This is a genomic window from Pseudomonas sp. GD04015 (assembly GCF_029837675.1).
Lineage (GTDB): Bacteria > Pseudomonadota > Gammaproteobacteria > Pseudomonadales > Pseudomonadaceae > Aquipseudomonas > Aquipseudomonas paralcaligenes.
The window spans coordinates 22,513-48,766 of record NZ_JAOEEE010000017.1; the positions used below are offsets into that span (position 1 = coordinate 22,513).

General features: G+C 63.9%; 24 protein-coding genes and 1 riboswitch. Of the genes, 13 read left to right on the plus strand and 11 right to left on the minus strand.

From position 1 onward, the window contains the following. A complete protein-coding gene (locus N7640_RS15365) occupies nucleotides 1–756 on the minus strand; it encodes an ABC transporter permease (protein WP_279904148.1) in 756 nt (251 codons plus the stop codon). A 92-nt stretch (nucleotides 757–848) separates the two neighbouring features. On the opposite strand from N7640_RS15365, the gene N7640_RS15370 reads away from it, so the two are divergent. From N7640_RS15370 to N7640_RS15395, 6 genes are all read left to right on the plus strand, one after another. Next, the gene (locus tag N7640_RS15370; RefSeq protein WP_279904147.1) at nucleotides 849–1,619 is read left to right on the plus strand and encodes a sulfotransferase; all 771 of its coding nucleotides are present in this window, start codon (nucleotides 849–851) and stop codon (nucleotides 1,617–1,619) included. 12 nt (nucleotides 1,620–1,631) lie between these two features. Then, complete coding sequence (locus N7640_RS15375; protein WP_279904146.1) at nucleotides 1,632–2,555, plus strand: glycosyltransferase family A protein; 924 nt, start codon at nucleotides 1,632–1,634, stop codon at nucleotides 2,553–2,555. Beyond that, on the plus strand, nucleotides 2,552–3,583 hold the full coding sequence (locus N7640_RS15380) for a glycosyltransferase family A protein (protein WP_279904145.1): 1,032 nt from the start codon (nucleotides 2,552–2,554) through the stop codon (nucleotides 3,581–3,583). Before N7640_RS15375 ends, N7640_RS15380 begins: the two co-directional genes overlap by 4 nt. Before the next feature lie 53 nt (nucleotides 3,584–3,636). Further along, complete coding sequence (locus N7640_RS15385; protein ID WP_279904144.1) at nucleotides 3,637–4,422, plus strand: class I SAM-dependent methyltransferase; 786 nt, start codon at nucleotides 3,637–3,639, stop codon at nucleotides 4,420–4,422. A gap of 21 nt (nucleotides 4,423–4,443) precedes the next feature. Beyond that, nucleotides 4,444–5,433, plus strand: a complete 990-nt coding sequence (locus N7640_RS15390) for a phytanoyl-CoA dioxygenase family protein (protein ID WP_279904143.1) — start codon at nucleotides 4,444–4,446, stop codon at nucleotides 5,431–5,433. A 98-nt stretch (nucleotides 5,434–5,531) separates the two neighbouring features. After that, nucleotides 5,532–6,689 carry an acyltransferase gene (locus N7640_RS15395; RefSeq protein ID WP_279904142.1) on the plus strand — a complete coding sequence of 386 codons (1,158 nt, stop codon included), beginning with the start codon at nucleotides 5,532–5,534 and terminating at the stop codon, nucleotides 6,687–6,689. A 3-nt stretch (nucleotides 6,690–6,692) separates the two neighbouring features. On the opposite strand, the gene N7640_RS15400 is transcribed toward N7640_RS15395, so the two are convergent. Both N7640_RS15400 and N7640_RS15405 read right to left on the minus strand, forming a co-directional pair. Next, nucleotides 6,693–7,847 (minus strand): acyltransferase, encoded by a 1,155-nt coding sequence (locus N7640_RS15400; protein WP_279904141.1) that lies wholly within the window; start codon nucleotides 7,845–7,847, stop codon nucleotides 6,693–6,695. Between the two features lie 27 nt (nucleotides 7,848–7,874). Beyond that, nucleotides 7,875–8,678, minus strand: coding sequence for a 2OG-Fe(II) oxygenase (locus tag N7640_RS15405; protein WP_279904140.1), 804 nt, complete (start codon nucleotides 8,676–8,678; stop codon nucleotides 7,875–7,877). A gap of 17 nt (nucleotides 8,679–8,695) precedes the next feature. Between N7640_RS15405 and N7640_RS15410 the strand changes: the two genes are divergently transcribed. Together N7640_RS15410 and N7640_RS15415 are read left to right on the plus strand one after the other, a co-directional pair. Beyond that, nucleotides 8,696–10,582, plus strand: a complete 1,887-nt coding sequence (locus tag N7640_RS15410) for a sulfatase-like hydrolase/transferase (RefSeq protein WP_279904139.1) — start codon at nucleotides 8,696–8,698, stop codon at nucleotides 10,580–10,582. 221 nt (nucleotides 10,583–10,803) lie between these two features. After that, entirely contained in the window at nucleotides 10,804–12,858 is a 2,055-nt protein-coding gene (locus N7640_RS15415; protein WP_279904138.1) for a tetratricopeptide repeat protein, read from the plus strand. 217 nt (nucleotides 12,859–13,075) lie between these two features. Here N7640_RS15415 and N7640_RS15420 read toward each other — a convergent pair whose 3' ends face one another. Further along, nucleotides 13,076–13,276, minus strand: a complete 201-nt coding sequence (locus N7640_RS15420; protein WP_220812657.1) for a transcriptional regulator — start codon at nucleotides 13,274–13,276, stop codon at nucleotides 13,076–13,078. 169 nt (nucleotides 13,277–13,445) lie between these two features. Here N7640_RS15420 and N7640_RS15425 point away from each other — a divergent pair, with 169 nt between their 5' ends. From N7640_RS15425 to N7640_RS15435, 3 genes are all read left to right on the plus strand, one after another. Next, nucleotides 13,446–13,967: a sigma-70 family RNA polymerase sigma factor gene (locus N7640_RS15425; protein WP_279904137.1), complete on the plus strand. Its 522-nt coding sequence runs from the start codon at nucleotides 13,446–13,448 to the stop codon at nucleotides 13,965–13,967. Then, on the plus strand, nucleotides 13,964–14,914 hold the full coding sequence (locus N7640_RS15430) for a FecR domain-containing protein (protein ID WP_279904136.1): 951 nt from the start codon (nucleotides 13,964–13,966) through the stop codon (nucleotides 14,912–14,914). Before N7640_RS15425 ends, N7640_RS15430 begins: the two co-directional genes overlap by 4 nt. 93 nt (nucleotides 14,915–15,007) lie before the next feature. Then, complete coding sequence (locus N7640_RS15435; protein ID WP_279904135.1) at nucleotides 15,008–17,443, plus strand: TonB-dependent siderophore receptor; 2,436 nt, start codon at nucleotides 15,008–15,010, stop codon at nucleotides 17,441–17,443. A 58-nt stretch (nucleotides 17,444–17,501) separates the two neighbouring features. Here the strand turns inward: N7640_RS15435 and hexR are convergent, their stop codons facing one another. Further along, nucleotides 17,502–18,368 (minus strand): transcriptional regulator HexR, encoded by an 867-nt coding sequence (gene hexR / locus N7640_RS15440; RefSeq protein ID WP_220812660.1) that lies wholly within the window; start codon nucleotides 18,366–18,368, stop codon nucleotides 17,502–17,504. Nucleotides 18,369–18,544: 176 nt separating this feature from the next. Between hexR and zwf the strand changes: the two genes are divergently transcribed. Together zwf and pbpG are read left to right on the plus strand one after the other, a co-directional pair. Beyond that, nucleotides 18,545–19,972: a glucose-6-phosphate dehydrogenase gene (gene zwf, locus N7640_RS15445; protein WP_220812721.1), complete on the plus strand. Its 1,428-nt coding sequence runs from the start codon at nucleotides 18,545–18,547 to the stop codon at nucleotides 19,970–19,972. Nucleotides 19,973–20,077: 105 nt separating this feature from the next. Further along, nucleotides 20,078–20,986 carry a D-alanyl-D-alanine endopeptidase gene (gene pbpG / locus N7640_RS15450; RefSeq protein WP_279904134.1) on the plus strand — a complete coding sequence of 303 codons (909 nt, stop codon included), beginning with the start codon at nucleotides 20,078–20,080 and terminating at the stop codon, nucleotides 20,984–20,986. A 24-nt stretch (nucleotides 20,987–21,010) separates the two neighbouring features. On the opposite strand, the gene N7640_RS15455 is transcribed toward pbpG, so the two are convergent. The 6 genes from N7640_RS15455 to N7640_RS15480 form a co-directional block, all read right to left on the minus strand. Then, a complete protein-coding gene (locus N7640_RS15455; RefSeq protein WP_279904133.1) occupies nucleotides 21,011–22,270 on the minus strand; it encodes a phospholipid carrier-dependent glycosyltransferase in 1,260 nt (419 codons plus the stop codon). A 252-nt stretch (nucleotides 22,271–22,522) separates the two neighbouring features. Continuing rightward, nucleotides 22,523–22,882 (minus strand): hypothetical protein, encoded by a 360-nt coding sequence (locus N7640_RS15460; RefSeq protein WP_279904132.1) that lies wholly within the window; start codon nucleotides 22,880–22,882, stop codon nucleotides 22,523–22,525. Nucleotides 22,883–22,955: 73 nt separating this feature from the next. Continuing rightward, nucleotides 22,956–23,357 (minus strand): hypothetical protein, encoded by a 402-nt coding sequence (locus tag N7640_RS15465; RefSeq protein WP_220812664.1) that lies wholly within the window; start codon nucleotides 23,355–23,357, stop codon nucleotides 22,956–22,958. A gap of 6 nt (nucleotides 23,358–23,363) precedes the next feature. Further along, nucleotides 23,364–23,903: an ATP/GTP-binding protein gene (locus tag N7640_RS15470; RefSeq protein WP_279904131.1), complete on the minus strand. Its 540-nt coding sequence runs from the start codon at nucleotides 23,901–23,903 to the stop codon at nucleotides 23,364–23,366. After that, nucleotides 23,900–24,532 (minus strand): hypothetical protein, encoded by a 633-nt coding sequence (locus N7640_RS15475; RefSeq protein ID WP_220812666.1) that lies wholly within the window; start codon nucleotides 24,530–24,532, stop codon nucleotides 23,900–23,902. The genes N7640_RS15470 and N7640_RS15475 overlap by 4 nt, the downstream gene beginning before the upstream one ends. A 129-nt stretch (nucleotides 24,533–24,661) precedes the next feature. Then, a riboswitch (cyclic di-GMP riboswitch) is annotated at nucleotides 24,662–24,749 on the minus strand. Nucleotides 24,750–24,863: 114 nt separating this feature from the next. Further along, nucleotides 24,864–26,210 (minus strand): glutamine synthetase family protein, encoded by a 1,347-nt coding sequence (locus tag N7640_RS15480; protein ID WP_279904130.1) that lies wholly within the window; start codon nucleotides 26,208–26,210, stop codon nucleotides 24,864–24,866. Nucleotides 26,211–26,254: the final 44 nt, after the last annotated feature.

Genomic DNA, 26,254 nt, shown 5'->3' on the forward strand with positions numbered 1-26,254 from the left:
TCAGTACAGGAGTTTCGGATAACGACGCTCGTTGCGCGCCAGGATCAGCAGGGCCACGGCCAGGATAGGCACCGACAGCGCCAGGCAATAGCCGAGCGCCGACCATTGAGGCCAGTGGTTGTGCAGCAGCACGTCGCGGTAGGTACTGATCAGCAGCACCATCGGGTTGTATTCGAAGGCAGTGCGCATGTTTTCCGGCACCTGCTCGGCGCTGAAGAAAATCCCGGACATGAACATCATCAGCATCAGCAGGTTGTCGACGACCATTTTCAGGTCATGGGCGAAGGGGATGATCGCAGCCAGCAGCAGGCCGACGGCAACAATCAGCAGCAACTGCGTCAGGATCACCGGCAACAGGCCCAGCCACTCCAGGCTGGGGGACTTGCCGGTCATCAGCAGGAAGCCGAGCAGCAGCAGGAGCACGATGGCGAACTTGAAGGTGTTGCTGAAAATCTGGATCAGCGCAAACAGACTCTTGGGCACATAGATCTGCTGAACCAGCCCGGCGTTCATCATGATCGACTGGCTGGCCTGGCGTACCGAGCCATCGAACCATTTCCAGGCGATCATGCCGCAGAGGAGGAAGGGCACGTAGTCCGGGCCGCCTTGGCGTAGAGCCATGCCGAAAACCACGTAGAACACGGCCATGTACATGATCGGCTCGATGATCCACCAAAGAAAACCGAGGAAGCGCCGGGCGATCTCCGTGCGCAGGTCGCTGTACACGCCATACAGTACGATTTCGCGGTAGTTCATCGTCTTACGGGTCTGATTGAAAAGAGGCGCACATTTAAACACAATGCCTCACGTTTTCAGCAAGATAGCCGCCGTTACTATTCGACGAGCGCGTGCATACCAATAATAAAGAGGCATCGATGCGGTTCATTCGGAATCTATTTTCTTTCGCTTCTCGCGAGCCCGTGGCCAGGCCACGCCAGGATGAGCCGGTCATGGTGGTGGGCATGCACCGCAGCGGTACCAGCTTTCTGACCGGCTCGCTGCAGCAGGCGGGCCTGGAACTTGGCAAGTTCAGCGCCTGGAATCCGCATAATCTCAAGGGCAACCGGGAAAACCTCGATATCGTCGCATTCAACGATGCCGTGCTGGGTGCTCGTGGCTATGCCTGGGACAAGCCACCCGTGGCCAGGGTGGAATGGACGGAGCAGGAGCGCGAGCAGGCCCGCGCCCTGATCGCCGACTTCACCGGCGACCGGCGCTGGGGCTTCAAGGACCCGCGCTCGCTGCTGCTGGTCGAGGGCTGGCAGGAACTGATTCCCGATCTGCGCTTCGTCGGCATCTTCCGCCACCCCACCGCAGTCGCGCAGTCCCTGCATGCACGCGGCGGCATGCCCGAAGAACAGGCCCTGGCGCTGTGGGCCGCCTACAACGCGCGGCTGCTGGCGCTGTACCGGCAGCAGCCGTTCCCCTTGCTCTGCTTCGACGAAGACGAGGCCGTCCTGCACGACAAGCTCAATGCTGTGCTGCTGGAACTTGGGCTGGAGCCGTTGACCGATGAACGCTTTTTCAGCGCCGAGCTGAAGCACCACGAGCAGCTGGAGCGGCCGTTGCCTGCGGATTTGCAGGATATGTATCGGCAACTCCGTGCTTATGCACGCTGAAGGGGTGTGAGCATGGCTTTCTTCCAGCGCAGGCCACGGCTTTCCATCGTGGTGATCGTGTACAAGATGCCGGATCAGGCGGAGAAAACCCTGTATTCCCTCAGCCCTCTGTACCAGCAGGGAGTAAGCGAGCGGGATTACGAGGTGATCGTGGTCGAGAACCACTCCGATCGTCTCCTGGGCGGTGAGCGGGCGACGCGCCATGCGGGCAATGTCCGTTATTTCCACCGCCAGGAAACCCAGCGCACGCCGGTGCATGCCATCAACTTCGGGGCCGCGCAGGCCAGGGGCAGCCATGTCGCGATCATGATCGACGGCGCGCGCATGCTGACTCCGGGAGCGGTCAGGCTCGCCCTGGATGCCTTCCGCATCGCTCCCAACGCCGCCGTTTCGGCACCGGGATACCACATCGGTCACAAGTTGCAGCAGGTGGCGGTCAACGAAGGCTATGACGAGGCGGCCGAAGCAGAGCTGCTTGGCAGCATCGAGTGGCCTCGGGACGGCTACCGCCTGTTCGACATCGCGGTGCTCAGCGGTTCTTGCCAGGGCGGTTTCTTCCAGAGCAACTACGAGAGCAACTTCATCGCCATGTCCCTGAAGAAGTGGAAGGCGCTGGGAGGCATGGACTCGCGCTACAACGACTTCGGCGGCGGCAATGCCAACCTGGATCTGTACAAGCGCCTCCTGGAGTTCCCCAATACGCCGTTCTACATGCTGTTCGGCGAAGGGTCGTTCCACCAGTTCCATGGCGGGGTCACCACGGGTACGCGCAAGGCCGAACGGGATGTGATCTACAAGCAACTGGACGATCAGGATCGCGCCTTGCGCGGCGATGACCGCGCGCCGCCGAGCGTGCGACCGATCCTGTTCGGCACGCCGCATCCGAGCGTCTACCGCTTCATTCGCCACTCACTGGACAAGGTGCAGCCGCAATGAGCCGCCGGCCGCTGCTGTCTATCATCGTGATCGCCTACGACATGCCGCGCCAGGCGCTCAATACCCTGGTCAGCCTGAGCCCGGGCTACCAGCAGGAAGTGGGCCCCGAGGACTATGAAGTCATCGTGGTAGAGAACCGTTCGCGGCGAAACATGGACGCCGAAGCGATTGCGGCGCTACCGGGCAACTTTCGTTATTTCCTGCGTGACGAACCGGGTGTTTCACCAGCCGCCGCGATCAACTTCGCCTTCGCCCAGGTCAGGGGGCAATTCGTCGGCCTGATGATCGACGGGGCGCGAATGGTCACGCCGGGCGTGGTGCAGAACGTGCTGATGGCGTTCCGGATGACAGCGGATGCCATGGTGGTAGTGCCCGGTTATCACTTGGGGGAGAACGAACAGCAGTTCCACCTGAGCCACGGTTACACTGAGGAAAAGGAACAGGCACTGCTCGACGAGATCGACTGGCAGCGCAATGGCTACCGCCTGTTCGATATTTCCTGCCTGAGCGGAGCCAACCCCAATGGCATCTTCCATCCGTTCATGGAGTGCAATTGCCTGTTCATGGCGGCGGACATCTTCCGCGATATAGGCCAGGCCGACGAGCGCTTCGATCTGCCCGGCGGCGGTGCACTCAACCTGTTCATCTATCGCAAGGTGGCCATGCACCCGCGCACGCGGGCCTTCATGCTGGCGGGCGAAGGCTCGTTCCATCAGTTGCACGGCGGGGTGACGACCTCGGAGGTGGACACCCGCGAGTCCATCCTGCGCCGACAGAGCGAGCAACTGTGCGAGCTGCTTGGGCAGCCGTTCCGCTCACCGACGGTCGAGCCGATTCTGCTTGGAAAAGTACCGGGACCGGCCTTGCGTTACTTGAAGCACTCGGTCGAGCGAGGCATGCACCGTGTACAGCGTTGCGCCGAGCGCAATGAGGATATGTATGCTGACGAGCGCGCCAAGGCGCACGACAGACAACCCGCTGCAAGTGTGACAGACGGCCCTGTCGCAGTGGAAAGCATGAGGCAATGATCGGACGTTTGTCCGGTCGAAAACCATCCAGAGACTGAACAGGGAATTCAAGAATGACTCATGTCTACATGCCACCGTCGATCCGACACTTCGAACCCCTGCACATGGTGTTCAGCACCTGGGTCGATCATCTGCCGTTCGGTTATGACCTGGTAGCGGCCATCAGGCCGAAGATGCTGGTCGAGCTGGGAACGCACAAGGGACTTTCCTACTTCACCTTCTGCCAGTCGATGAAGGAAAACGAGATCGACGGCCTGTGCTATGCAGTCGATACCTTCGAGGGGGACGAGCACACCGACAAGTACGACGAATCGGTGTTCAACGCGGTCAACGGCCACAATCGCCAGAATTACCACGGCTTTTCCTACCTGATGCGCATGTTCTTCAACAATGCCCTGCGCCATTTCAACGAAGACAGCATCGACCTACTGCACATCGACGGCTTCCATACCTACGAGGCGGTCAGCGAGGACTTCGCCAGCTGGTATCCCAAGGTCAGGCCAGGCGGCATCATCCTGTTCCACGATGTGCAGGCACGCTTGCAGGATTTCGGTGCATGGAAGTTCTGGGAAGAGATTCGCGGCCAGCACGAGACCTTCACGTTCAACCATGGCTTCGGCCTGGGTGTGCTGCGCAAGCCGGGTGGTGAACGTGGCAACGACCACGAGCTGCTCAAGCTGTTGTTCGAATCCGGCTCGGACGAGGGGGCGGCCCGCCTGCGTGCGTTCTATGTGCATGCCAGCAAGCACCTGGAAAACACCCGCAAGCTGAAGCGGCAGATGAAAGCCCAGGACCCCAATCAAAGCGCCGCGGCTCTTAACCAAGCGGCAAAGACCTAGGATTGCAGGGACTGCGCTCTTATGAATGCATTGAGCATTGCCGAGAAGTTGTTCGCCGAAGGCAAGATTGCTGCCGCGATCACTGCTCTCGAGGCAGATATCGCATGTGAGGAAACGCCGGAAAAACTGACCAGGCTGATGCAATTTCGCCACAGTGGTTTTTTTCGGCGCGAACCAGCTGCCGCCCGAAGCTCATGGCCACCCGCGCCGGTGGATCTGGGCTGGCCGCTTGGGGAAATTCCCCAGATACCAGCTCGGCAGCTCGATGCCCGGATGTTGGAGCAGGGCGTGATGCGACACGGCTCGCTGATCGTGCGCAATCTGCTGGGCCACGAAGATACACAGGCGCTGATCGAGGCGGTGGATCAGGCGATGGCGGCCTATGACCATGGCGAATCTTGCCAGTGGTACACACCATTGAGGCCATGCGCGGAAAATGGTGAGGTACGGGTCGCTAGAAAGTGGGTGCGTGAGGGTGGCGGCGTGCTGGCGGCGGACTCGCCCAAGGCCATGGAGCTACTGATCTCGACGCTCAAGCGAGAGCGGATTCTGCCGGTGATCGAGGCATATCTGGGCGAGCCGCCGGCGCTGTCGCTCAAGAAGACCACGCTACGACGCGTTTCGCCTGCAAGCAAGAGTGGCTGGCATCAGGATGGCGCGTTTCTCGGGAACGGTATTCGAACCCTTAATTTATGGATTGCCTTGAGCGATTGCGGGATCGATGCCCCCTCGATGGACATGATTCCGGCACGGCTCGATCGGATCGTCCCCACAGGGGAAAACGACGCCGATTTCAACTGGTCCGTGGGCCACGAGTTTATTGCTGCTGGAAGTGCCGGGGTGGCTCCGGTCAGGCTTAAATTTTCGGCAGGGGATGCGATCTTCTTCGATGAGATGAATCTGCATCGCACGGCGGTGGACGATGGCATGACCCGTGACCGTTATGCCATTGAGGCCTGGTTCTTCGCTCCGTCATCCTACCCGCTTGGACAAATTCCCGTGCTGTGCTGAGGATGCGGATAAGCACGCAGAAAGCGGGCGGCCATGGAGCGTACCGTAGCCTCCGTTTGCGTAGATGGTTTAGAGCCTTGTAGATAACAGGTTCAAAAATGCCAAAAGTATTGTCCGGCCTGCGCCAGCCTGCTGCCTATCTTCCTCAACTCGAGTCCTTGCGTGGCTGGGCCATCCTGCTGGTAGTGCTGTTCCACTATGTCGGCATCCTCAACATGGACGGAGGGCTGGGGCCGTCGGAGCACCAGCCCGCCTGGTTACAGGTTCTGGGCGCCGGCAATACCGGGGTCACGCTGTTTTTCGTGCTGAGCGGTTTTCTGCTGGTTCAGCCATTCATCCTGGCGCTGCGCAATGGCGAGCAGGTGAATATCACCCGCTTCTACATGGCGCGCTTGCTGAGGGTCGTACCACTCTATTACCTGGTGATACTGGTGGCCTGGCTGGCCACGGCCAACGCTTCAGCATTCAAGGCGCTGCTGTTCATACCCATAGGTTTCGATGCCTTCCCCTTCAGCGTACCGTGGTGGTCGCTGTGCACCGAGGTGCAATTCTACATGCTTCTGCCTTGGGTCATGCTGGGACTGGGCCACCGCCTGGGACGCTGGCTGGTGCTGGTCGGCGGTCTTTGCTGGCTGGGATTGCATGCGTATCTTTTTCTTCAACCCCAGTGGCTGGGCGACCATCGCAATGCCTCGTTGCAGGCTTCGCTATTCGGGCGTGGGCCGGCCTTTCTGATTGGCGGTCTATGTAGCTGGCTCTATCTGAGCAGAGGCTTCACCTGGCTGACCGACTCCCCTCGACGCGTAGCATCGCTGGCTGTGCTGTTGCTGGTCACGCTGCTCTGGCTATTGCGCTGGTATGGCATGTCGGGACAGACGCCAGCGCTCATGGCCATGCCGTTCTACCATAGCGTGGAAGCGTTGTTGTGGGGCGGGTTGCTGCTTTGCAGCCTGGGTACCGCCGGCAGAATGAAAGCACTGTTTATCAACCCGCTGTTCAGCCACCTCGGCACCATTTCCTATTCCCTGTACCTGGTGCATCTACCGGTGCAGTTCTACCTGCTCTATCCACTGCTCAAGCAGATCAATGGCTCGCCTTGGACGCCACCCCTGCTCGCGACCATTGCCGCCAGCTTCCTGGCTGCCTGGGGGCTTTCGCTCCTGTGCTACCGACTGGTCGAGCGACCATTCCTCAGGCTCAAGGCACACCTGCCGACAATGCAGGGCCGAAGCGGCTACCAGCCTGTATGCAGATAACCGTCATGCCCGTGCTCCGAATGGGCTGGCATCCACGCGCCGTGTGATCTTCTCCCGCACATCCGCAACGGGTTTTTCGAAGAAGTGGAACACCAGCACCGATACCAGCCACACCAAGGCCAGCCAGAGCAGGACTGCCAGCGCCATGACAGGCCAAGGACTATTCGCTTGCAAGCCCAACACGGCTCTGATGCCAAGCAGCAATGGAAAATGGCTTAGGTAAAGCGTGTAGGAATACAGGCTGATCCGGGCAACGGCGGTATGCGCCCAACCCTTCTGCGTTTTCAGCCGGACGATGGCGGGCAGCAGCAGCAGTGTTCCCAGCCCCAGCAACGAGAGGGTACCGGCGTTGATGAGCGAGTAGGTTGCGGAGCTGCCCCAGCCGCTATGTACAAGCTTCCAGATAGCGGCAAGCCCCAGCACCGTTATGACCAGACCAAGCGCGGCCTTGCCAGCGACCTGACGCTGCCACCACCCTGGTGCCCAACGGCTCAGCGTGGCAGCCAGCACTCCCCAGCCAGTCGCATCCAGATGATAGATCGTGAGTCTTCTGATTTCGGCATCCCACTGGAAGAACCCTCTTGGCACCTCATGCATCAGCCGCATCCAGAAGGGCAGGGTGATCAGCAGAAGCGAGGAGAGCAGGAAGGCATTCCGGACCGAGAGCTTCATCAGCCGAGCGCTCACGAGCACCAGGATCGGCATGATCAGGTAGAACCATTCGTCCACCGCCAATGACCAGGACTCCCCGAAGAAATGCGGCAGCTTCTCCGGGTAGGCCAGGTTCTGCAGGAAGAAGACATAGCTCCAGTCGAAGCTGCCGGCATCGGCCAGCACCATGCTCAGTCCCACATTGACCAGAAGGAACAGGTAGTAACAGGGCAATGTCCGGAACCAGCGACGCAGCCAGAAGTCCCGGCAGGCCAAAAGATGATTCTGCTCCTTTTCGAAGATCCGGATCATCATCGTGCCGATGAGGTAGCCACTCAGCACGAACAGCCATTCGATGGAAATGACGGCGCTGGCACTCAGATAGGCCGGGCCGCCCTGCCAGACGATCTTGCCCGTCGAGACGAAAAACCAAAGAAAACAATGATTCGCCAGAACAATGACGACTGCGAGCGAGCGCAGATAATCCAGGCCCGAATTGCGGGACATGCTTGTGTCACTCATCCGTGAGGGCGCTCAACGATAGGCGTCAGGGACATCCTGCCAAAGCGTGGCGAAGCCCGGTTCGGCTTCCCCGGCAGGGCGGCCGTTGGTGTAGTAGTAGAGTGCCAGCGATTTGCGGTAGACCCCCTCGGGACAGGTCAGGGGTTTGGGATGACCGTGGAAAGAGGTCGCCGTCGTGCTGAAGACCACGCAGCGATTGAGGATCGGCAGCACGCGCTTGGGTGGCCCTTGCATGGCCGGATCCCAGAGCTCCAGCTCCCCGCCGTACTCCTGGAGCCAGTCCTGGTTCAGGTAGAGCAGGAAGTTGAGCCGGCGATCCAGGCCGAAATCGCGGTGGCTGGCGAAATCGGCATGTACCTTGAGAAAGCCGCCGCGACCGATCTGGTGGATGCCGGCGCCACGCAGCTTGGGGTCGGGAATCAGGTCAGCGATGCCCGTCATGCCGGCGAGGAAATCGAGAAAGTAGTGCGAGTTCAGTTCCCAGATCAGTTGCCGGTAAGTGGGAGGCATGCTCATCAGATCGCGGATGTTGCGCTTGTCCTTCTGCACGTACTCGCCGGTCTGCTTGTCCTTGTGCGTGGCCTCGTTCCAGATCGGCAGGCTCTGGTCCTGGGGGTATTCGGCCAGCAGGCGGGCCAGTGTCGCCTCCGGCAGGAAGTCGTCGATGACGATATGGGCGAAAGGCTGATTGTGCTGGTAGAGCGAGGCAAGATTGGCTTCGGCGGCTTGCAGTGCGGTGTAGTCGAGTAGCGTGCCAGCCGGGCCATGCGGCTGGTTTTGCGTGTGGGTGAGCTTGGGGAATAATGCGCTACTCATTGGATAGGATTCGACTCATGTGGAATGTTGGCGGCTTGACCTTGCGCGGCTTCGCTTGCACTGCGTTGCTAGGGGTGCTGCTACTGGCGGGATGCTCGAATAATAATGATGCCGAACGGCCCAATATTCTATTTATCCTTACGGACGATCTGGGTAATAACGATATATCAAGCTGGGGCGATGATAGCGCTCCTACTCCAAGTCTCGACGAATTTAGCCGACAGTCCGTGCGATTTCGCAGACACTATACCGATAGCACCTGCTCGCCCAGCCGAGCGGCTCTGCTGACGGGCCGGCATCCCGTCAGCATCGGCTTCCAGGCCGATGGTCTCGGACTCTCCAGCGACCTTGAAACGCTGCCCGAAAGCCTGCGAACGCTGGGCTATCGAACAGCCCATGTCGGCAAGTGGCATGTAGGGGAAGCGCTTGAGTACCCGGAAATTCAGCCAGGCCATCATGGCTTCGATTACTGGTTCGGCATGCTCAATCACTTCATCCTCCGTGGCCCTGGGGAGAACGGGGAAATTCTTCAACGGCAACCGACCCATGTCGATCCATGGCTGCAGGAAAATGGCGCTCCGCCACGGCAGTATCAGGGCTATCTCGATGACCTGCTGATCGATAAAGCCATTGAGCTTATGGATGCCGGCGAAGGACAGCCCTGGTTCATCAACCTCTGGCTCTATTCGCCCCATACGCCCTATCAACCGTCTCCAACGTTCGCCCAACAGTTTCCCGATACGCCCGAGGGGCGCTTTCAGGCGGTGTTGAAGCAGCTCGATCACAATGTCCAGCGCTTGCTAAAAGCGCTCGAAGAGCGTGGGCTGGCAGAAAACACGATCGTGGTTTTCGCCAGCGACAATGGCGGCCCCAATATTGCGCGAGACAATAACTTCCCTCTGCTCGGCAAGAAGGCCACCTACACGGAGGGCGGCGTTCGCAGTCCGTTGTGGTTGATCTGGCCTCATCACTATGAAAATGCCGATATCGTTGCGCCAACCCATATCACCGATCTCTACCCGACGCTCCTGACCCTGACAGGTGGCGCCGCTCCGGAAGGAATCATGGGAAGAAGCCTGCGACCTCTACTGGAGGGCTCTTCCTTGCCCGAGCCGAGAGGCTACTACTGGATGTCGGACAGTGGGCGCCTGGGCATGGCGTATGGGGGGCATCTCTTTGATCGGGCATCGATCTTCTACAGGGACGTTCTCGGTGGTTTTAAGGATGGCCGGATGACTGCCGCCATTGGCGCCCCGCAGCCAAGCGGGAACGTACCCGACTCGCTCGACCAGCCCCAGGCCAATGCCTTGATGAAGAAGGAGGAGCGCAAATTGCGTGAGCCGTCTTTCAACTGGCAGCCAGCCGGCAACGGGCAGCCTGCGATGTTGACGGGCAGGGACTTCCAGCGCGCCCCGGTCTTCGGTGGTTTCAGCATGGGCTTTGCACTCGGTAAGCCGGCAAAGACACCCCAGGTGCAGACGTTACTGGAGCAAGAGGGGATCTGGCGCCTGGACTTGCTTGCCGACGGCCGGCTCCTGGTAGCACATGGCCATGTCGAGCAAATCAGCGAGCCCCTGCAAGCTGCCCACAGTGCCTGCAACAGCCTGGTGGTCAGCGTGCACGTGAAGCCTGCCAGCACCTTTCCCTTCCCCGGTCCAGCCAGCTCCCGACTCGCCTTGTACTGGAATGGCCACGTACTGCTCGACAGCGAGCGTGTCTTGCAGCGGCCCGGATCAGGCCAGGGGCTTGCCAACCCTACCTATATCGGAAGTGGAGTCGATGGCGCGCGTCCATATCTCGGCGAGGTGCTGGGCAAGCCGATAGTCATCAATAAACTCCTGCTGCCGGAGCAAGAGGGGTATGGCCTGCCCGACCTGATTGCGGAACTCTGCCCAGGAGTGTGATGGGTGCACCTTGAGTGGAACGCCTGATGAAAGGGTGGCGGTGGCTGGCGTACGGCTTCGTCCTGTTGCTGCTGGCGGTGAGCCTAGGGTTATGGTTCGGAGCCGACTCATCCCGGCCGGAACCCTCAGTGCCGGCTGCTGAGTGGGTTGCGGAAAGCAGTTGTCAGAGCTGTCACCAACCACAACACCAAGCCTGGCTGGGGTCCCATCATCAGTTGGCCATGCAACCGGCCAGCGAGCAGGCGGTGCTTGGCGACTTCGCCGATCGGCAGGTCTCCGGGGTGGATGGCGGCAGCCGGTTTTTCCGCAGGGATAATGGTTTCTGGATAAACACCACGGGAGCGGACGGCCTGAAGGCGGACTTCCGCGTCGCCTATGCAATAGGGGTGGAACCCCTGCAACAGTATTTGCTGGAACTGCCAGGCGGGCACCTCCAGGCATTCACCATGGCGTGGGATACGCGGGAGCAACGCTGGTTCGATCTCTACCCCGATCAACAGGCCAGACCTGGCGAAATGCTGCATTGGGCCGGCTTGAACCAGAACGCGAACTTCATGTGCATCGACTGCCACAGCACAGGCTTCCGGCGTAACTATGACGCGGCCACACAGAGCTATTCCAGCCATTGGCAGGCGCTTGGAGTTGGTTGCCAGAGTTGCCACGGGCCGGCGTCCGGCCACCTGGAGTGGACACGCAAGGCGGATGCCGATGGCCGTTATGGATTTGCCAGGTCTCTGAAGAGCGGGGACACGCTGCAGGAGGTGGAAACCTGCGGTCGCTGCCATAGCCGGCGTGCGGCACTGGGGGATGGCTATCGACATGCAGGACGTCTGATGGACGATTTCCTGCCCAATGTCCTCACCCCGGTTCTCAATGAGATCGATGGCAAGATCAAGGACGAAGTCTTCGAGTACGGCTCTTTCGTCCAGAGCCGCATGTACGCCGCCGGAGTGCGTTGCTCGGACTGCCACGACCCGCATGCCGGAACATTGCGGGCCACCGGTAATGCGCTTTGCACCCAGTGCCACAACCCCTCAGGGCAGGCTGTCCGCGGAGGTATTACCGCCGACGGCCTGAGCGCCAGGGATTACGACTCGCCGGCTCACCACAAGCATGCGCAGGGAACGACCGCAGCCCAGTGCGTCAGTTGCCATATGCCCGGCCGCTACTACATGGTCAATGATCTGCGCCATGATCATAGCTTCAGCGTGCCGAATCCCGTGCAGGCGATAGCGCTGGGGCACAAGGATGCCTGCCTGAATTGTCACCAGGACATGCCTGGGGAAAGGCTGGCCGAACAGTTCGGGCGGCTCTTCGACAACCCCGCACCTCGCGATGGTGGCTATGCGGCAGCCCTGTTCAGTGTCAGGCATGGGCAGGCAGGGGCGGCCAAGGTGCTGCTGGAGCAGCTGGCGCGCAGCGACCTGCCGGCCATTCGCAGGGCTACCCTACTGGTTGAATTGCCCCGCTACCCATCCGCGCGCGCGACGCTGGCCGCTCGCGAGGCGCTGCGCAATGAAGCGCCGCAGGTGCGTGAGCAGGCCGTGGAGGCGCTGAGCAGGCTGTTGCCGGATAGGCAACTGAGCAAGACCCTGGCCCCGCTGGTGACCGATCCGGTCAAGGCAGTACGTATCGCCTCGGCATGGGCGTTGGCACAGTTGCCGCTGCCAGCCGGCCGTGAACCTGAAGGTTTCGCCCAGGCGCTGGAAGAATACGAGCAGGTGCAGCAGGTGTTGCGCGAGCGGCCAGACGCCCTTCTGAATCTGGCCATGCTCTATCAGGCGCGCGGCGAGTTGCATCAGGTGGAGCCGGCGTTGCGCGAGGCCTTGCTGCGCGATGCGGACTTTCATCCCGCTCGCACTGCATTGGCCCAGCTACTGGAGGGCCAGGGACGCGTTCAGGCCGCCCAGGCGTTGCTGCAAGAGGGCCTGCAACAAGGTGACAACGCGGCGTTGCAATATGCCATCGGCATGACCTGGGTGCGGCAACGACAACCAGCCAAAGCGCTGGCAGCCTTGCGCCGTGCCCATGAACAGGAACGCGAGCAGGCCGAGTATCGCTATGCCTACGCGCTTGGGTTGTATGAAAGCGGGCAGCCTGAACAGGCCATCGAGCTGCTTGAGCAGGGGCTGGCAGAAGATCCTTCCAATAGGACGATACGCCAGGCCCTGCTGGCCTACGCGCAACGCGCCGGTGATCGGGACAAGGTGCAGGCGCTTGTTCATGGCCTGCAGTCCATCAATCCCGAGGACCCGCTCCTGCGACATACATGGTGAATCGTGATTCCACCATTGAAAATCTTGGGGATTCCATCCGCTCGCTATCACTGACAGTCTCATGCAGCCCCGTCTCACCTCAACGAGCAATAGTGAGTTCTGGAGGGGTCAATCGGGTCACGGGCTGCAGTCTGCCCGTTACTGTGAGCCGTCGGGCCGCCGAGGCTTGATGCCTTGAACGCGCGGCTTGCCGAATTCGGCACACCGCGCGAATGGCTCAAGCCGCGTGACGCTGCGGGCCGCGCGCGATGGGCAGGAAATCGGCGGGGATCAGATCGGGATAGCCACCAAGCTCCTGCTGCAGCCGGCGCTGTTCGGCGTAGTCCTCGATGGCACGGCGGAAAGCCATGCGGCGCTGGTCTTCCAGCTTGCGGCGGGTCTTGCTGTCGTGGACGGGTCCTTCGAGATGCAGGTTCATCGCGGCGCTCCTGGTCCGTTTACCGGGAGCTCAGCTTGCGCGGGCCGCATGACGCTACGGTGAAGCCGGCATGAATACTTCGCGACAGCGCCCACCGTTGCCCTCGTCCACGGCGCCCGCATAGAATGAGACAAGTTCTCATTTGATCGACCGGCGCAGGCCGCCAGGGATGTCCGTCATGTGCCCCGCCGATACGTCGCCCGACCATCGCTTCCGCCAACTCTACAGCGACCATCACGGCTGGCTGCGCAACTGGTTGCGCCAGCGCCTGGGCAACACCGCCGATGCGGCCGACCTGGCGCAGGACACGTTCATCCGCCTGCTCACCTCACGGCCGGTCGACATCGCCGCGCCACGCGCCTACCTGGCCACCGTGGCCAACCGCCTGCTGATCAACCTGTATCGCCGCCGCTCGCTGGAACAGGCCTACCTCGACGCACTGGCCAGCCTGGCGGAAGACGAGGGTCCCTGCCTGGAAAGCCAGGCGCTGATACTGGAAGCCCTGCACGAGGTGGACCGGGTGCTCGCGCGCCTGCCGGCCAACGTGCGCAAGGCCTTCCTGATGTCGCAGCTGGAAGGCCATACCCAGGAAGAGATCGCCGCACACCTGGGCATCCACGTGCGTTCGGTGCAGCGCCACCTGGCACGGGCCTACGAGGAATGCATCATGCTCGCCGCGGAGCTGTCGTGAGCGCCCAGCCCATCGACCGCCGCATCGCCCGCGAGGCCGCGCGCTGGTTCGTGCACCTGCAGGGCGCGGCCAGCGAGCAGGACCACGCCGACTGCGAGCGCTGGCGCGCCAGCCACGCCGACCACGAACGCGCCTGGCAGCTGGCCGCGCGCTTCCATGCCCGCCTGGGCGAGATCCCCACCAAGCTCGGCGTGCAGGCGCTCGATCGCCCGCAGGCGGACCGTCGCGAAACCCTCAAGCTGCTGACGCTGCTGATCGTCGCCGCGCCGCTCGGCGTGGCCGGCTATCGCGGCCTGCCCTGGCACGCCTGGACCGCCGACGAACGAACCGCCGTCGGCGAATCGCGCGAACTGACCCTGCCCGACGGCACGCGCGTCCGGCTCAACACCGACAGCGCTCTGGACGTGGCCTACGACGAGACCCGGCGCCTGCTGCGCCTGCGGGCCGGCGAAATCCGCGTGGACAGCGCGGCGGACGCCGCCGGGCGCCCGCTGCTGGTGGCGACCGCCGAAGGTACACTGCGCCCGGTGGGCACGACGTTCACCGTGCGCCAGCTCGACGGCGAAACGCAGGTCGCGGTGCTCGAAGGTGCCGTCGAGCTGCGCCCGCTGCACGCCTCCCGACCGACCCTGCTGCCGGCCGGCAGCCAGGCCCACTTCGACGACAGCCGGGTCGAGCCACCGGAGGCGCTGCAAAGCCAGGCCAGCGACTGGAGCCACGGCATACTGCGCGCCGAGAAGATGCGCCTGGCGGATTTCGCCGCCGAGCTCGACCGCTACCGCCCCGGCCTGCTGCGCTGCGACCCGGAGGTGGCCGAGCTGCGCATCTCCGGCGCCTTCCAGCTAGCCGATACCGACCTGGCGCTGGCCGCACTGGCCCGCACCCTGCCGGTGGACATCCGCTACCGCACCCGCTACTGGGTGACCATCGCGCCGCGCGAAGGCTGATCGGGCCGGCAAACGCGAATCGTTGTCGCCTTTTCCGCCACTGGCGTGTCCTCCCCGTAAACACAGCCAACACCGATCGACGGGGAACACACGATGCGCCACGACCAGCACCACCCTCTCCAACCCGCCCGGCCACTGGCCCGCGCCATCCGCGGCGCCGCCCTCGGCCTGCTGGTCGTTGGCACGGGCCTGACCGCTCAGCCCCTGCTGGCGGAGCCGGCCGACCAGCAACAAGTCCGCCACTATCACATCCCGGCAGGCTCGCTGAGCGCCGCGCTGGCCGCATTCGCCGGCCAGGCCGGCATCACCCTGCCGATCGACCCGGCGCTGGTGGAAGGCAAGCGCAGCCCAGGCCTGGACGCCGCCACCGGCATTGCGGAAGGCATGCAGCGCTTGCTGCAGGGCACCGGCCTGCGCGCCAGCCCAGCGGGCGATGGCTCCTGGGCGCTGTATCCGGCGGGCGACGGAACGGCGGTGGAGCTGGGTGCGACCAACGTCAACGCGGGAGGGCTGGGCGCCACCACCGAAGGCAGCGGCGCCTACACCATCGGCGCAATGCAGACGGCGACCAGGCTGCCGCTGTCGATCAGGGAAACCCCGCAATCCGTCACGGTCGTGACGCGCCGGCAAATGGACGACCAGAACCTCAACAGCATTGCCAGCGTGCTCGAAAGAAGCCCCGGCATCTCGCTGAACCACTACGAGAGCGACCGTCTCAATGCCACCGCGCGAGGCTTCCCGATCACCAAGATCCAGTACGACGGGCTGTCGTCCCTGGACGACGGGTTCGGCTACGAGACCGACTGGCAGTCCGACACGGCCATCTATGACCGGGTGGAAATAGTCCGCGGGGCGACCGGCCTGATGACGGGCACCGGCGAACCTTCCGCAGCCATCAACCTCGTCCGCAAGCGCCCCACCGCCGACTTCCAGGGCCATGTCCAGGCCAGCGCGGGCAGCTGGGACGCCTATCGAGGCGAACTGGACCTGTCGGGCCCCCTGGTAGCCGGGGGCAATGTCCGTGGCCGGATGGTCGCCACCCATGGCGACCGCCATTCCTACCTGGATCACTACAGCAAGGACCAGACCGGGCTGTACGGCATCCTCGAGGCGGACCTGGCGGCGGATATGCTGTTCACCGTCGGGCTGGACTACAGCACCAGCCACACCAATGGCGCCACGCATGGCGCGCCCGTGCCCATGTACTACTCCGACGGCAGCCGTACCCACCTCTCGCGCTCGACCACCACCGCCGCGGACTGGGCCTATCTCGATGCAGAACGCATCGCCAGCTTCGCCAGCCTGGAAAAGACCTTCGCCAACGACTGGAAAGCCCGCTTGCAATACACCTACCGGGAAAACGAGGCGACGCCGAAGCTGCGCTACATCGATGGTTTCTTCGACCGGACCAGCGGGGCGGGCAATCTCTGGGTGGGCGGCACCTACTACGACATCGACGAAAGGCAGAACGCCGTCGACTTTTCCGCCACCGGTCCGTTCGCGCTGCTCGGGCGCGAGCACGAGCTGGTCCTCGGCTACTCGTACCAGGATCATGTGGAACACCGCAGATTCCACCCGCGCATCAATACGCCGCCGCTGAACAGCTTCTACGACCTGCCAGACTATGAAGGCCCCGAATTCGGCGAGTGGTACAGAACGGACAACCCGATCGACATCGAGGAACGGCAGGACGCCTTCTACCTCGCCAGCCGGTGGAACCTGGCCGACGCACTCAAGCTGATCACCGGGCTGCGGGTCAGCAACGTCGACTACGAGCTGACCGACTGGGGCATCACCAGCAAGGCCCGATACAGCAGCGAACTGACCCCTTACGCCGGCCTGGTCTACGACATTTCCGAGCACTACTCGGCCTATGTCAGCTACACCGACATCTTCCAGACCCAGACCGCCCGGGACCGCAACGGAGCCCTGCTGGAGCCGGTGCTCGGCAGCAACTACGAAGCGGGCCTGAAAGGCGAGTTCTACGAGGGCAGGCTCAACCTCTCGGCCGCCGCATTCCTGATCAAGCAGGACAACCTCGCCGAATTCGACATCATCGTGAACGACGAATACCGCTACAAGGCGGTCGATGGCGCCAGGATTCGCGGCTACGAGCTGGAGGTCTCCGGCGAGATCCTGCCCGGCTGGAACATGGCCGGCGGCTTTACCCGGCACATCGCCAGGGGCGGGGACGGCCAGGCCATCCAGACCACCGAGCCGCAGAACATGCTGCGCCTGACCAGCTCGTATCGCCTGTCGGGCGCCCTGGACAGGTTCACCGTGGGTGGGCACCTGAGCTGGCAAAGCCGGATCTACGAGAAAGGCCGGGGACCAGGCGGGATCGACTCGGAGCAGGACAGCTACGAGCTCGTCCATCTCTTCGGCAAGTATCAGGTCACGGACGACATCAGCCTCCAGGCCAATATCAACAACCTGTTCGACAAGACCTACTACACCGGCATTTCCTACGGCTACGGCAGGTTCGGCGACCCGCGCAACTTCAACCTGACGGTTCGATACGACCTGTAGCACTCGCGCTGGCAGGCAGGTGGGCAAGGCTGCACTTGTCCACCGTGGCCGATGCCGATCAATCCTCCGCGCTGCGCACCGACTTCGGCGACAGCCGCAGGCTGCGCAAGCTGCGCTTGACGCTCTTGAGGTGGTTGACCAGGTCCGGGCCGCGGGCCATGGCCACGCCCATGGCCAGCACGTCGATCACCACCAGGTGGGCGATGCGCGACGTGAGCGGGGTGTAGATCTCGGTGTCTTCCTGCACGTCGATGGCCAGGTTGACCGTGGCCAGGTCGGCCAGCGGGGTCTGGCTCGGGCACAGGGTGATCAGCGTGGCGCCGGACTCGCGCACCAGGTTGGCGGTGATCAGCAGGTCCTTGGAGCGGCCGGACTGGGAGATGCAGATGGCCACGTCGCTGGGCTTCAGCGTCACTGCGCTCATCGCCTGCATGTGCGGGTCCGAGTAGGCGGCGGCGGTCAGCAGCAGACGGAAGAACTTGTGCTGGGCGTCGGCAGCCACCGCGCCGGAGGCGCCGAAGCCGTAGAACTCGATGCGCTGGGCGTTGGCGATGGCGTTGACGGCACGCTCCAGCTCGCGCGGGTCGAGGCGCTCGCGCACCTCCATCAGGGTATGCAGCGTGGTGTCGAAGATCTTCAGGCTGAAGTCCGCCACCGAGTCGTTCTCGTTGATGGCGAACTGGCCGAAGCTGGCCCCCGCCGCCAGGCTCTGCGCCAGCTTCAGCTTGAGGTCCTGGAAGCCGCTGCAGCCGATGGCGCGGCAGAAGCGGACGATGGTCGGCTCGCTGATACCCACCTCGTGGGCCAGGTCGGCCATGGAGCTGTGCATCACCGCGGAAGGGTCCTGCAGGACGTGATCGGCGACCTTCAGTTCGGACTTGCGGAGCAGGTGACGGGACTGGGCGATATGCTGCAGAAGATTCACGGGCAGGGCTCTGTTGGCAGCCCGGTGGAAACCGCCGTGCGACGGCCAGCCGGCTCGCTGCGGTTTCACCCGGCCTGTTATGATCGGGTTGTAGTGACCTTGTAGTTATACTACAAGAACGCCCATCCCGCACAGGCAAACCGGCTGGAGGCCCTCCGTTGAACAGCTCTTGCGACATGCTGGTGTTTGGCGGCACCGGCGACCTGGCCCTGCACAAGCTGCTGCCGGCGCTCTACCACCTGCACCGCGATGGCCGCCTGAACCCGGAGATGCGCATCCTGGCGGTGGCGCGCAACGTGCTGAACCGCGCCGAATACCAGTCCCTGGCCGAACGCCGGGTGCGTGCCCAGGTGGCGCGCAGCGACTTCGACAACGACACCTGGGCGAGCTTCGCCGCGCGCCTCGACTACTTCGCCATGGACCTGTCGCACACCGCCGAATTCGGCCGGCTCGGCAAGTTCCTCGGCACCAGCGCCTGCCAGCGCGGGCGCATCTACTACCTGGCCACCGCCCCCGACCTGTTCGAATCCATCGCCGAGAACCTGGCCATCGCCGGGCTGGCCGGCAGCGACACGCGCATCGTGCTGGAGAAGCCGATCGGCCGCTCGCTGGAGTCCGCCCGCGAGATCAACGCCGCCATCGGCGCGGTGTTCAGCGAGGCCCAGGTGTTCCGCATCGACCACTACCTGGGCAAGGAGACGGTGCAGAACCTGATGGCACTGCGCTTCGCCAACGCCCTGTTCGAGCCGATCTGGCGCGCCGGCCACATTGACCACGTGCAGATCAGCGTCAACGAGACCCTCGGCGTCGAGAACCGCGGCGCCTACTACGACCACGCCGGCGCCATGCGCGACATGGTGCAGAACCACCTGCTGCAGCTGCTCTGCCTGGTGGCGATGGAGGCGCCGGTGCGCTTCGATGCCGAGTCGGTGCGCAACGAGAAGGTGAAGATCCTCGAGGCGCTCAAGCCCATCGCCGGTCTCGACGTGCACGACAAGACCGTGCGCGGCCAGTACGTGGCCGGCAAGATCGGCGGCCAGGAAGTGCCGGCCTATTACTTCGAGAAGCACGTCGACAACGACAGCGACACCGAGACCTTCGTCGCCCTGCAGGCGGAGATCGACAACTGGCGCTGGGCCGGCGTGCCCTTCTACCTGCGCACCGGCAAGCGCATGGCGAAAAAGCGCTCGGAGATCGTCATCCAGTTCAAGCCGGTGCCGCACCGCCTGTTCGACGGCAGCCAGGCCAACCGCCTGGTCATCAGCCTGCAGCCGGAGGAGCGCATCACCCTGCAGCTGATGGGCAAGAGCCCCGGCAAGGGCATGCGCCTGACCCCCATGGAGCTGGACCTGAACCTGGCCCGGGTATTCCCGCAGAAGCGCCGCTGGGACGCCTACGAGCGCCTGCTGCTGGACGTGATCGAGGGCGACTCCACCCTGTTCATGCGCCGCGACGAGGTCGAAGCCGCCTGGGCCTGGGTCGATCCGATCATCAAGGGCTGGCAGGACAACTACCAGGACCCGCGCCCCTATCCGGCCGGCAGCAACGGCCCGGAACAGGCCAGTACCCTGCTGGAACTGGCTGGCCGGGAGTGGGAAGACTGAGCCGTCTGGCCCGCGCGCTCGCCTGAGAACCGCCGCACACATATACTCCGCCCATTCGCCGGCAGGGAGCGCCCAGGCATCATTCAATCGGTGCGGACTCTACTCGTGAAAAAGACCTCTTCTCTCGCCGGCCTCCTGCTGGCCTGTCTGACCCTCATCGCCCCCGCCAGCCAGGCGGCTACGCCACAGACCCAGGAACTCGCCTCCGGCAGCGCCCTGCTGGTCGACCTCAAGACCAACCAGACTCTCTACTCCAGCAACCCCGACCTGCAGGTGCCCATCGCCTCGGTGACCAAGCTGATGACCGCTATGGTCGTGCTGGACGCCAAGTCGTCCCTGGACGAGCAGCTACCCATCGTCATCCAGGACGTGGCGGAGATGCGTGGCGTCTATTCCCGCGTGCGCGTCGGCAGCCAGTTGAGCCGCCGTGACATGCTCCTGCTGACCCTGATGAGTTCGGAGAACCGCGCCGCCGCCAGCCTGGCCCACCACTACCCGGGCGGCGTGCCGGCGTTCGTCGCGGCGATGAACACCAAGGCCCGTGCCCTGGGCATGACCCACACCCGCTACCGCGAGCCGACCGGCCTGTCGGAGAAGAACGTCTCCACCGCCAACGATCTGGTCAAGCTGGTCAAGGCCGCCGGCCAGTACCCGCTGATCGGCCAGTTCAGCAGCACCCGCGAGCACGTCCAGCAGTTCGCCAAGCCGCGCTACAGCCTGGGCTTCCGCAACACCAACAGCCTGGTGCACAAGGACAACTGGAGTATCCAGCTGACCAAGACCGGCTTCACCAACGCCGCCGGCCACTGCCTGGTGATGCGCACCCAGATGGCCGGCAAGCCGGTTGCCTTCGTGGTGCTGGACGCCTTCGGCAAGTACACCCACATGGCCGACGCCAACCGCCTCAAGCGCTGGCTGGAAACCGGCCAGGTCACCAAGGTTGCCCCGGCCGCGCTGGCCTACAAGCAGCACAAGCAGGCAGAGCGCGCCAGGAGCATGCAGGCGGCGCAGTGATGCACTCCGGTGCCCTGGGGCCGATTACCAGGGCGCCAACCCGTAGCTGAGTGGTGCCTGCCAGAGGAAACCCGCCGCCATCGGCAGCAGCAGCCACAGGGCATGACGCTCCAGGCGCGGCCAGCAGAGGAACAGGCCGCACAGCGCCAGCACGCTGAAAATCAGTGCCGACAGGTAATGGTGGATGAACATCACCCGGCCGATCAGCATGAAGGGCAGCCAGTTGATCAGATAGCCGAGCAACAACGGCGGCCAGCGCCGATCGCGCCACAGCGTCGGCCGCAGCAGAAACGCCAGCGCCAGCCCGGCCATGGCCAGCGAGGCGCTCCACCACAACAGGTCGTTGCCGGCCAGGACGATGTCGAGATTGCCCTGGCGCCAGTATCCCAGGGGCTTCTCGTTGAGCGGCCACTGATACCAGCGGCTGGCATAGGGGTGATCGCTCATACGCTGGTTGGCCTCGAACATCACCCTGTTCAGCTCCAGGAAGCGCCCCATCCAGGACAACGGCTGGATATCTTCGCGCCCGGCGTAGGGCGAACCCTCCAGGGTCTTCTGAAACTCGGCGGATACGTAACCGGCGCTGTTGCCGGCACCCGGCAATAGCTGCAGATGCACGGCGAAGGTCAGCAGGTAGACCAGCGAAGCTCCCGCCAGCATGAACAGGGCGGTCTTCGCCACGTCCCGCAGGCGACGCTCGCCCAGCATGAAGGCGAGGTAGTCGAGCAGGATCGGCAGCACCACGAAGGTCAGTGCCACCCATTTGACCGATACCGCCGCGCCGGCTAGAAGACCGCTCGCCAGCAACCAGCCCGGGCGACGCGACTCGCGGTAGTACAGGTAGCACAGCAGCGATGCGAAACCGGCGGCGAGCAGGAACACGTCGAAGAACAGGAAGCGCGACTGCACCAGCAACGCGTTGTCGAGGACCAGCAGGCCGGCGCAGAGCAGCGCCAGGCGTCGCCGGCTGAACAGCTTCCAGGCCAGTCCATAGCCCAGCAGCGGCAACAGGCTGCCGACCAGGCCGGGGAGGAAGCGCAACAGCAGGTAGTCATGGCCCTGGTACTGGATGTTCCAGGGCGTCGACAAGGCCACCGGCTGGAAATCGAACAGGCCGACGAACCCCGCCACCAGCAGGCGCCCCAGCGGCGGATGGGTATCGAAATAGAACTCCCCGGTGAAATAGGCCGACAGGTACTGGGCGAAATAGACCTCGTCGATCACCGCCGAATCGGGATAGCCGAAGAACGCGAAGCGTGTAGCCAGCGAAACCGCGAACAACAAGGCCAGCAGGGCTCCATGCGGCCAACGGCGCAGAAGAGTGGATAGCATCCAGCATTACTCTCGAGAAGGATTGGCGGCACAGCATGATTGCGGCCGAGCGCGAAGTCTAAGCGTTCCATTGCCGCAGTTGTCTCGCGCCCAGCCAAGAGTGCAACCCCGCATACAAGCCCGTGCCGGTGAGCGGCGCAATGACTGCCTCGCATAGAGAGCCCGGCCTGGATGCCGGGCTGTTTTCCGTGCGGGCGCGCGGGCTCAGATCGCCAGCTTGCTCTCCACGTCCTGCAGCTTGCGCCGGGCCAGGGCGAGGTTGGCCTTGACCTTGTCCAGCACGTAGTAGAGGAAGACGCCCTCGTGTTTCACGATCGGGCGGATGATGTGGTACTGCTTGCCCAGCGTGATCAGCATGTCCTCGATCACGTCGTTCAGGTCCAGGGACTTCATGGTCTTGATCTTGGCGCGTACGACCTCGGTATTGCCCGCCGCGGCCAGCTCCAGATCCACGCCCGCCCCCGCCTGTCCCATCAGCATGCCGCTGTTGGCGTCCACCAGGGCCGACGCCATGGCACCATCCAGGGTCAGCAGTTCTTCCAGCGATTGTTGAATTGCGGCCATCTCTATTACTCCCTCAGTGCGCGCGGTGTATGACGCCCGTGGCTGCGCAGACCACCGGGACGCGAAGATCCATTCAACTGCAGGCGGCCAGCCGGGTTGCCATGCGCTTGGCCTGATAGATCAGCTGGCCGAGCGTTTCCTCGCGCTCGGCCACCAGGTTGAGGATCATCGGGAAGCGTGGGTGCGGCACATCGATGATCACGACGTAGCCCTCGCTGGCCTCGATGATCAGGCTCTGCTGAAGGCCCACCGAGCTTTCCTCGCCGGCCATGGCGCCGAGCGCCGAGAGCGAGCAGGCCATGGCGGCCAGCTTGGTCACTTCCAGGCCGAAGCGCGCTCGGGCGGCGACCTCGAAGCCGTCGCTGGTGGCGATCACCGCCGCGTTCAGGCCGCCCAGGGCGTTCATCAGTTCGTCCAGCGCCCGCTCGCCATCGTGGCGCAGGCTTTCCGGCATGGCCGGCAGCATCTTGTCCATCGGCACTCACTCTCCCAGGTATTCTCGGCATTCGAGTTGCAGCAGGAGCAGGTCCAGCAGCATGCGGACCTGCTCCGCCTCGCGCACGTCCACGGCCACCACCGGGCAGCGCAGCGCCCGCTGTTCGAGAAAGCCGGCGTAGTCGTCGAGCGCGGGTTGCGGGCAGCTGTCCAGGCGGCCGACGCCGATCACGCAGGCGCTCGCGGCGATCAGCTCGGCGAAGTTCTCCAGGTAGGTGCTCAGGTCCGCCAGCGGCGCGGGGCGGGTGTTGTCGATCAGGATCACCAGGCCGAGGGCACCCTTGGCGAGGATCTTCCACATGAAGGCGAAGCGCTCCTGCCCCGGGGTGCCGTACAGGCGCAGGCGCTCGTCGTCGCCCAGGCGCAGCTCGCCGTAGTCGAGGCCGACGGTGGTGCGCGCCTTGTCCAGCTCGGGGTCGTTGTTCTGCACATCGGTGCTGACCGGCGCGATGTCGCTGATCGCGGCGATGGCCGTAGTCTTGCCGGCGCCCATGGTGCCGGTGAAGAGGATCTTGTGCTCCTTCATGCGCGCTTCTGCTCCGTCTCGTGCAGCCCCAGGTGGCGACGGATGCGGGCGAACAGGCCCGGCAGAGGCGTTGCCGCGGCCACGGGCGCGGCGGCAGCCTGCTCCTCGCGCAGCAGGTCGGCGCCGGCCAGGGCGGCGACGAAGGCCTCGCAGGTGCCCGGCTCCACGCCCGAACGGGCGACGAGTTCCTGCAGGCTCATGCTGCGCCCCAGGAGCAGCGTGGCCAGGCGGATGAAGCGCGCATCGCCGCGCAGGTGCTCGGTCGTCGGCCAGCGCGTCAGGCGCAGGGGCATGTCCGCGGGGGCGCGGCGCTGGCCGATGCGCGCTGCCGCCTGCTGCAGGCACTCGAACACTTCGCTGGCACGCAGGGGCCAGTGCACCTGCAGGCACTCGCTGGTGGGGTGGCCGCCGACATGCAGGAGCAGTTGCGAGGGGGCGATGCGGGTCGAGGCGGCGCCGTGGTCTTCCTCGCCTTCCACCAGCAGGTCCGCCGGGCCCTGTTCCACATGCTGCCAGCGGGCCCGGGTGCGCCCGCCGAGCAAGCCGACGATGGACTTGAACACGACCTGATCGCGCAGGCTCATGTGCGCGAAGCCGTAGGTGTACAGACTTTCGACTGGCTGACTCATCACCGATACCTCTCCACGCAGCAGGCCCTACGGGCGGTCCATGCATCAGGCTTGATCAGGGGCCGGACGTGGCGTGCGGAAGAGACAATCAGGCGGGGAATGGCAGAACGGGCGTCGAACGACGCCTCGCTTGGCAACCCCGCGGTCATGGTCTTTGCAGACGTTAGATCGGTGGCTTTGCGTCCCTGGCTTTCGCACAGGTTTGCCCTGGTCAATTACCACGCAGTCTAGTGGGTGATTTTGCGCTGCCAGGTCGAAAAACGTGATGAAGGTCAAATAACGAGCAATAGGCGCTCCGGCGAGCCGACCAGCGTACGGCCGGGGCGCCGGGTCACAGGAACCAGCGGTACTCCCGCGCGCTGACCTCGTTCATGAAGTCCAGGTGGTCGTGGCGCTTGTTCTCGCAGTAGACGAACACGAACTCGGCGCCCAGCTTGTCCTTCACCACCGCGTGGGACTCCATGGCCGCCACCGCGGTGAGCATGTCCTTGGGGAAGGCCACGCCGCTGGCGCGGTCCTCGTTCAGCGAGGGGATCGGCTCCAGCGCCTGGTCCAGGCCGTGCTCCATGCCGCTGAGGATGGCCGCCAGCACCAGGTAGGGGTTGGCGTCGGCGCCGGCCAGGCGGTGTTCGATGCGCAGGTTGCGGCCGTCCGACTCGGGGATGCGGATGCACGCGTCGCGGTCCTCGAAGCCCCAGCTGGCCTGGCTCGCCGCGTTCACCCGGGAGCCGTAGCGGCGGTAGGCGTTGTGGTTGGCGGCGAAGATCGGCATGCAGTGCGGCAGCAGCTCCAGGCAGCCGGCCACGGTGTTGCGCAGCGGGCGCTGACCGTCGCCGTCGAGCAGGTTGCGGCCCGCCTCGTCGTACAGGCTGACGTGCACGTGCATGCCGCTGCCCGGGGCGTCCAGGTAGGGCTTGCTCATGAAGCTGGCGCGGTAGCCGTGCTGCATCGCCACGCCACGGGTGCTACGGCAGAACAGGGCGGCCTGGTCGGCGGCGCGCAGGCCGTCGTCGCAGTGGGCGAAATTGATCTCGAACTGGCCGGGGCCGATCTCGGCGGTGATCACGTTGGCGTCCACGCCCTGTTCCTGGGCCGCCTCGACCATGCCGTGGAGCACGTCGGAGAAGCGCGACAGGCGCTCGATGTGCATGTTCGGCTGGTCGTCCTCGTCGTCGGTCAGCGGGTCGCGGGGGAAGCGCGGCAGGCCGTTTTCCAGCTTGCGGTCGAACAGGTAGAACTCCAGCTCGAACGCCACCACCGGACGGATGCCCCGCGCCTGCAGGCGCCGCAGCACGCGGGCCAGCACCTCGCGCGGCTCGAACTCGATGGGCGCCTCGGTGCCGTCGGAGCTGATCAGCATCTGGCCCAGCGGCTGGTTCTCCCAGCGCACCGGCTTGAGGGTGCCGGGGATCAGCCGGCGCGGGGCGTCCGGGTCGCCGTCGTTGAAGCAGTAGTCGCCGATCGGGTGCAGGCCGCCCTGGGCGCCGAGCAGCACGCAGTTCTGCGGCAGCTTGAGCGGGCCGCCGGCGGCGACCTTCTCCAGCATGTCGAGGGGGTAGCGCTTGCCGTAGAAGTGCCCGGGCAGGTCCAGGCAGATCAGGTCGACGTAGCGCACCTCGGGATGGGCGGCACGGAAGGCGCGGACTTCGCTGAGCAGGTCGGGAAATGGCGAGATCATGTTCTTGTCCTTGTTTTCATCAGTACCCGTCAAATGCGGATCAA

Bases quoted from the DNA above. Each gene is read 5' to 3' on its own strand.
- N7640_RS15365 (WP_279904148.1), bottom strand. From the start codon at position 756: ATGAACTACCGCGAAATCGTACTGTATGGCGTGTACAGCGACCTGCGC.
- N7640_RS15375 (WP_279904146.1), top strand. From the start codon at position 1,632: ATGGCTTTCTTCCAGCGCAGGCCACGGCTTTCCATCGTGGTGATCGTG.
- N7640_RS15380 (WP_279904145.1), top strand. From the start codon at position 2,552: ATGAGCCGCCGGCCGCTGCTGTCTATCATCGTGATCGCCTACGACATG.
- N7640_RS15385 (WP_279904144.1), top strand. From the start codon at position 3,637: ATGACTCATGTCTACATGCCACCGTCGATCCGACACTTCGAACCCCTG.
- N7640_RS15390 (WP_279904143.1), top strand. From the start codon at position 4,444: ATGAATGCATTGAGCATTGCCGAGAAGTTGTTCGCCGAAGGCAAGATT.
- N7640_RS15395 (WP_279904142.1), top strand. From the start codon at position 5,532: ATGCCAAAAGTATTGTCCGGCCTGCGCCAGCCTGCTGCCTATCTTCCT.
- N7640_RS15400 (WP_279904141.1), bottom strand. From the start codon at position 7,847: ATGTCCCGCAATTCGGGCCTGGATTATCTGCGCTCGCTCGCAGTCGTC.
- N7640_RS15405 (WP_279904140.1), bottom strand. From the start codon at position 8,678: ATGAGTAGCGCATTATTCCCCAAGCTCACCCACACGCAAAACCAGCCG.
- N7640_RS15410 (WP_279904139.1), top strand. From the start codon at position 8,696: ATGTGGAATGTTGGCGGCTTGACCTTGCGCGGCTTCGCTTGCACTGCG.
- N7640_RS15415 (WP_279904138.1), top strand. From the start codon at position 10,804: ATGCAACCGGCCAGCGAGCAGGCGGTGCTTGGCGACTTCGCCGATCGG.
- N7640_RS15420 (WP_220812657.1), bottom strand. From the start codon at position 13,276: ATGAACCTGCATCTCGAAGGACCCGTCCACGACAGCAAGACCCGCCGC.
- N7640_RS15425 (WP_279904137.1), top strand. From the start codon at position 13,446: ATGTCCGTCATGTGCCCCGCCGATACGTCGCCCGACCATCGCTTCCGC.
- N7640_RS15435 (WP_279904135.1), top strand. From the start codon at position 15,008: ATGCGCCACGACCAGCACCACCCTCTCCAACCCGCCCGGCCACTGGCC.
- zwf (WP_220812721.1), top strand. From the start codon at position 18,545: ATGCTGGTGTTTGGCGGCACCGGCGACCTGGCCCTGCACAAGCTGCTG.
- N7640_RS15460 (WP_279904132.1), bottom strand. From the start codon at position 22,882: ATGGCCGCAATTCAACAATCGCTGGAAGAACTGCTGACCCTGGATGGT.
- N7640_RS15465 (WP_220812664.1), bottom strand. From the start codon at position 23,357: ATGGACAAGATGCTGCCGGCCATGCCGGAAAGCCTGCGCCACGATGGC.
- N7640_RS15470 (WP_279904131.1), bottom strand. From the start codon at position 23,903: ATGAAGGAGCACAAGATCCTCTTCACCGGCACCATGGGCGCCGGCAAG.
- N7640_RS15475 (WP_220812666.1), bottom strand. From the start codon at position 24,532: ATGAGTCAGCCAGTCGAAAGTCTGTACACCTACGGCTTCGCGCACATG.
- N7640_RS15480 (WP_279904130.1), bottom strand. From the start codon at position 26,210: ATGATCTCGCCATTTCCCGACCTGCTCAGCGAAGTCCGCGCCTTCCGT.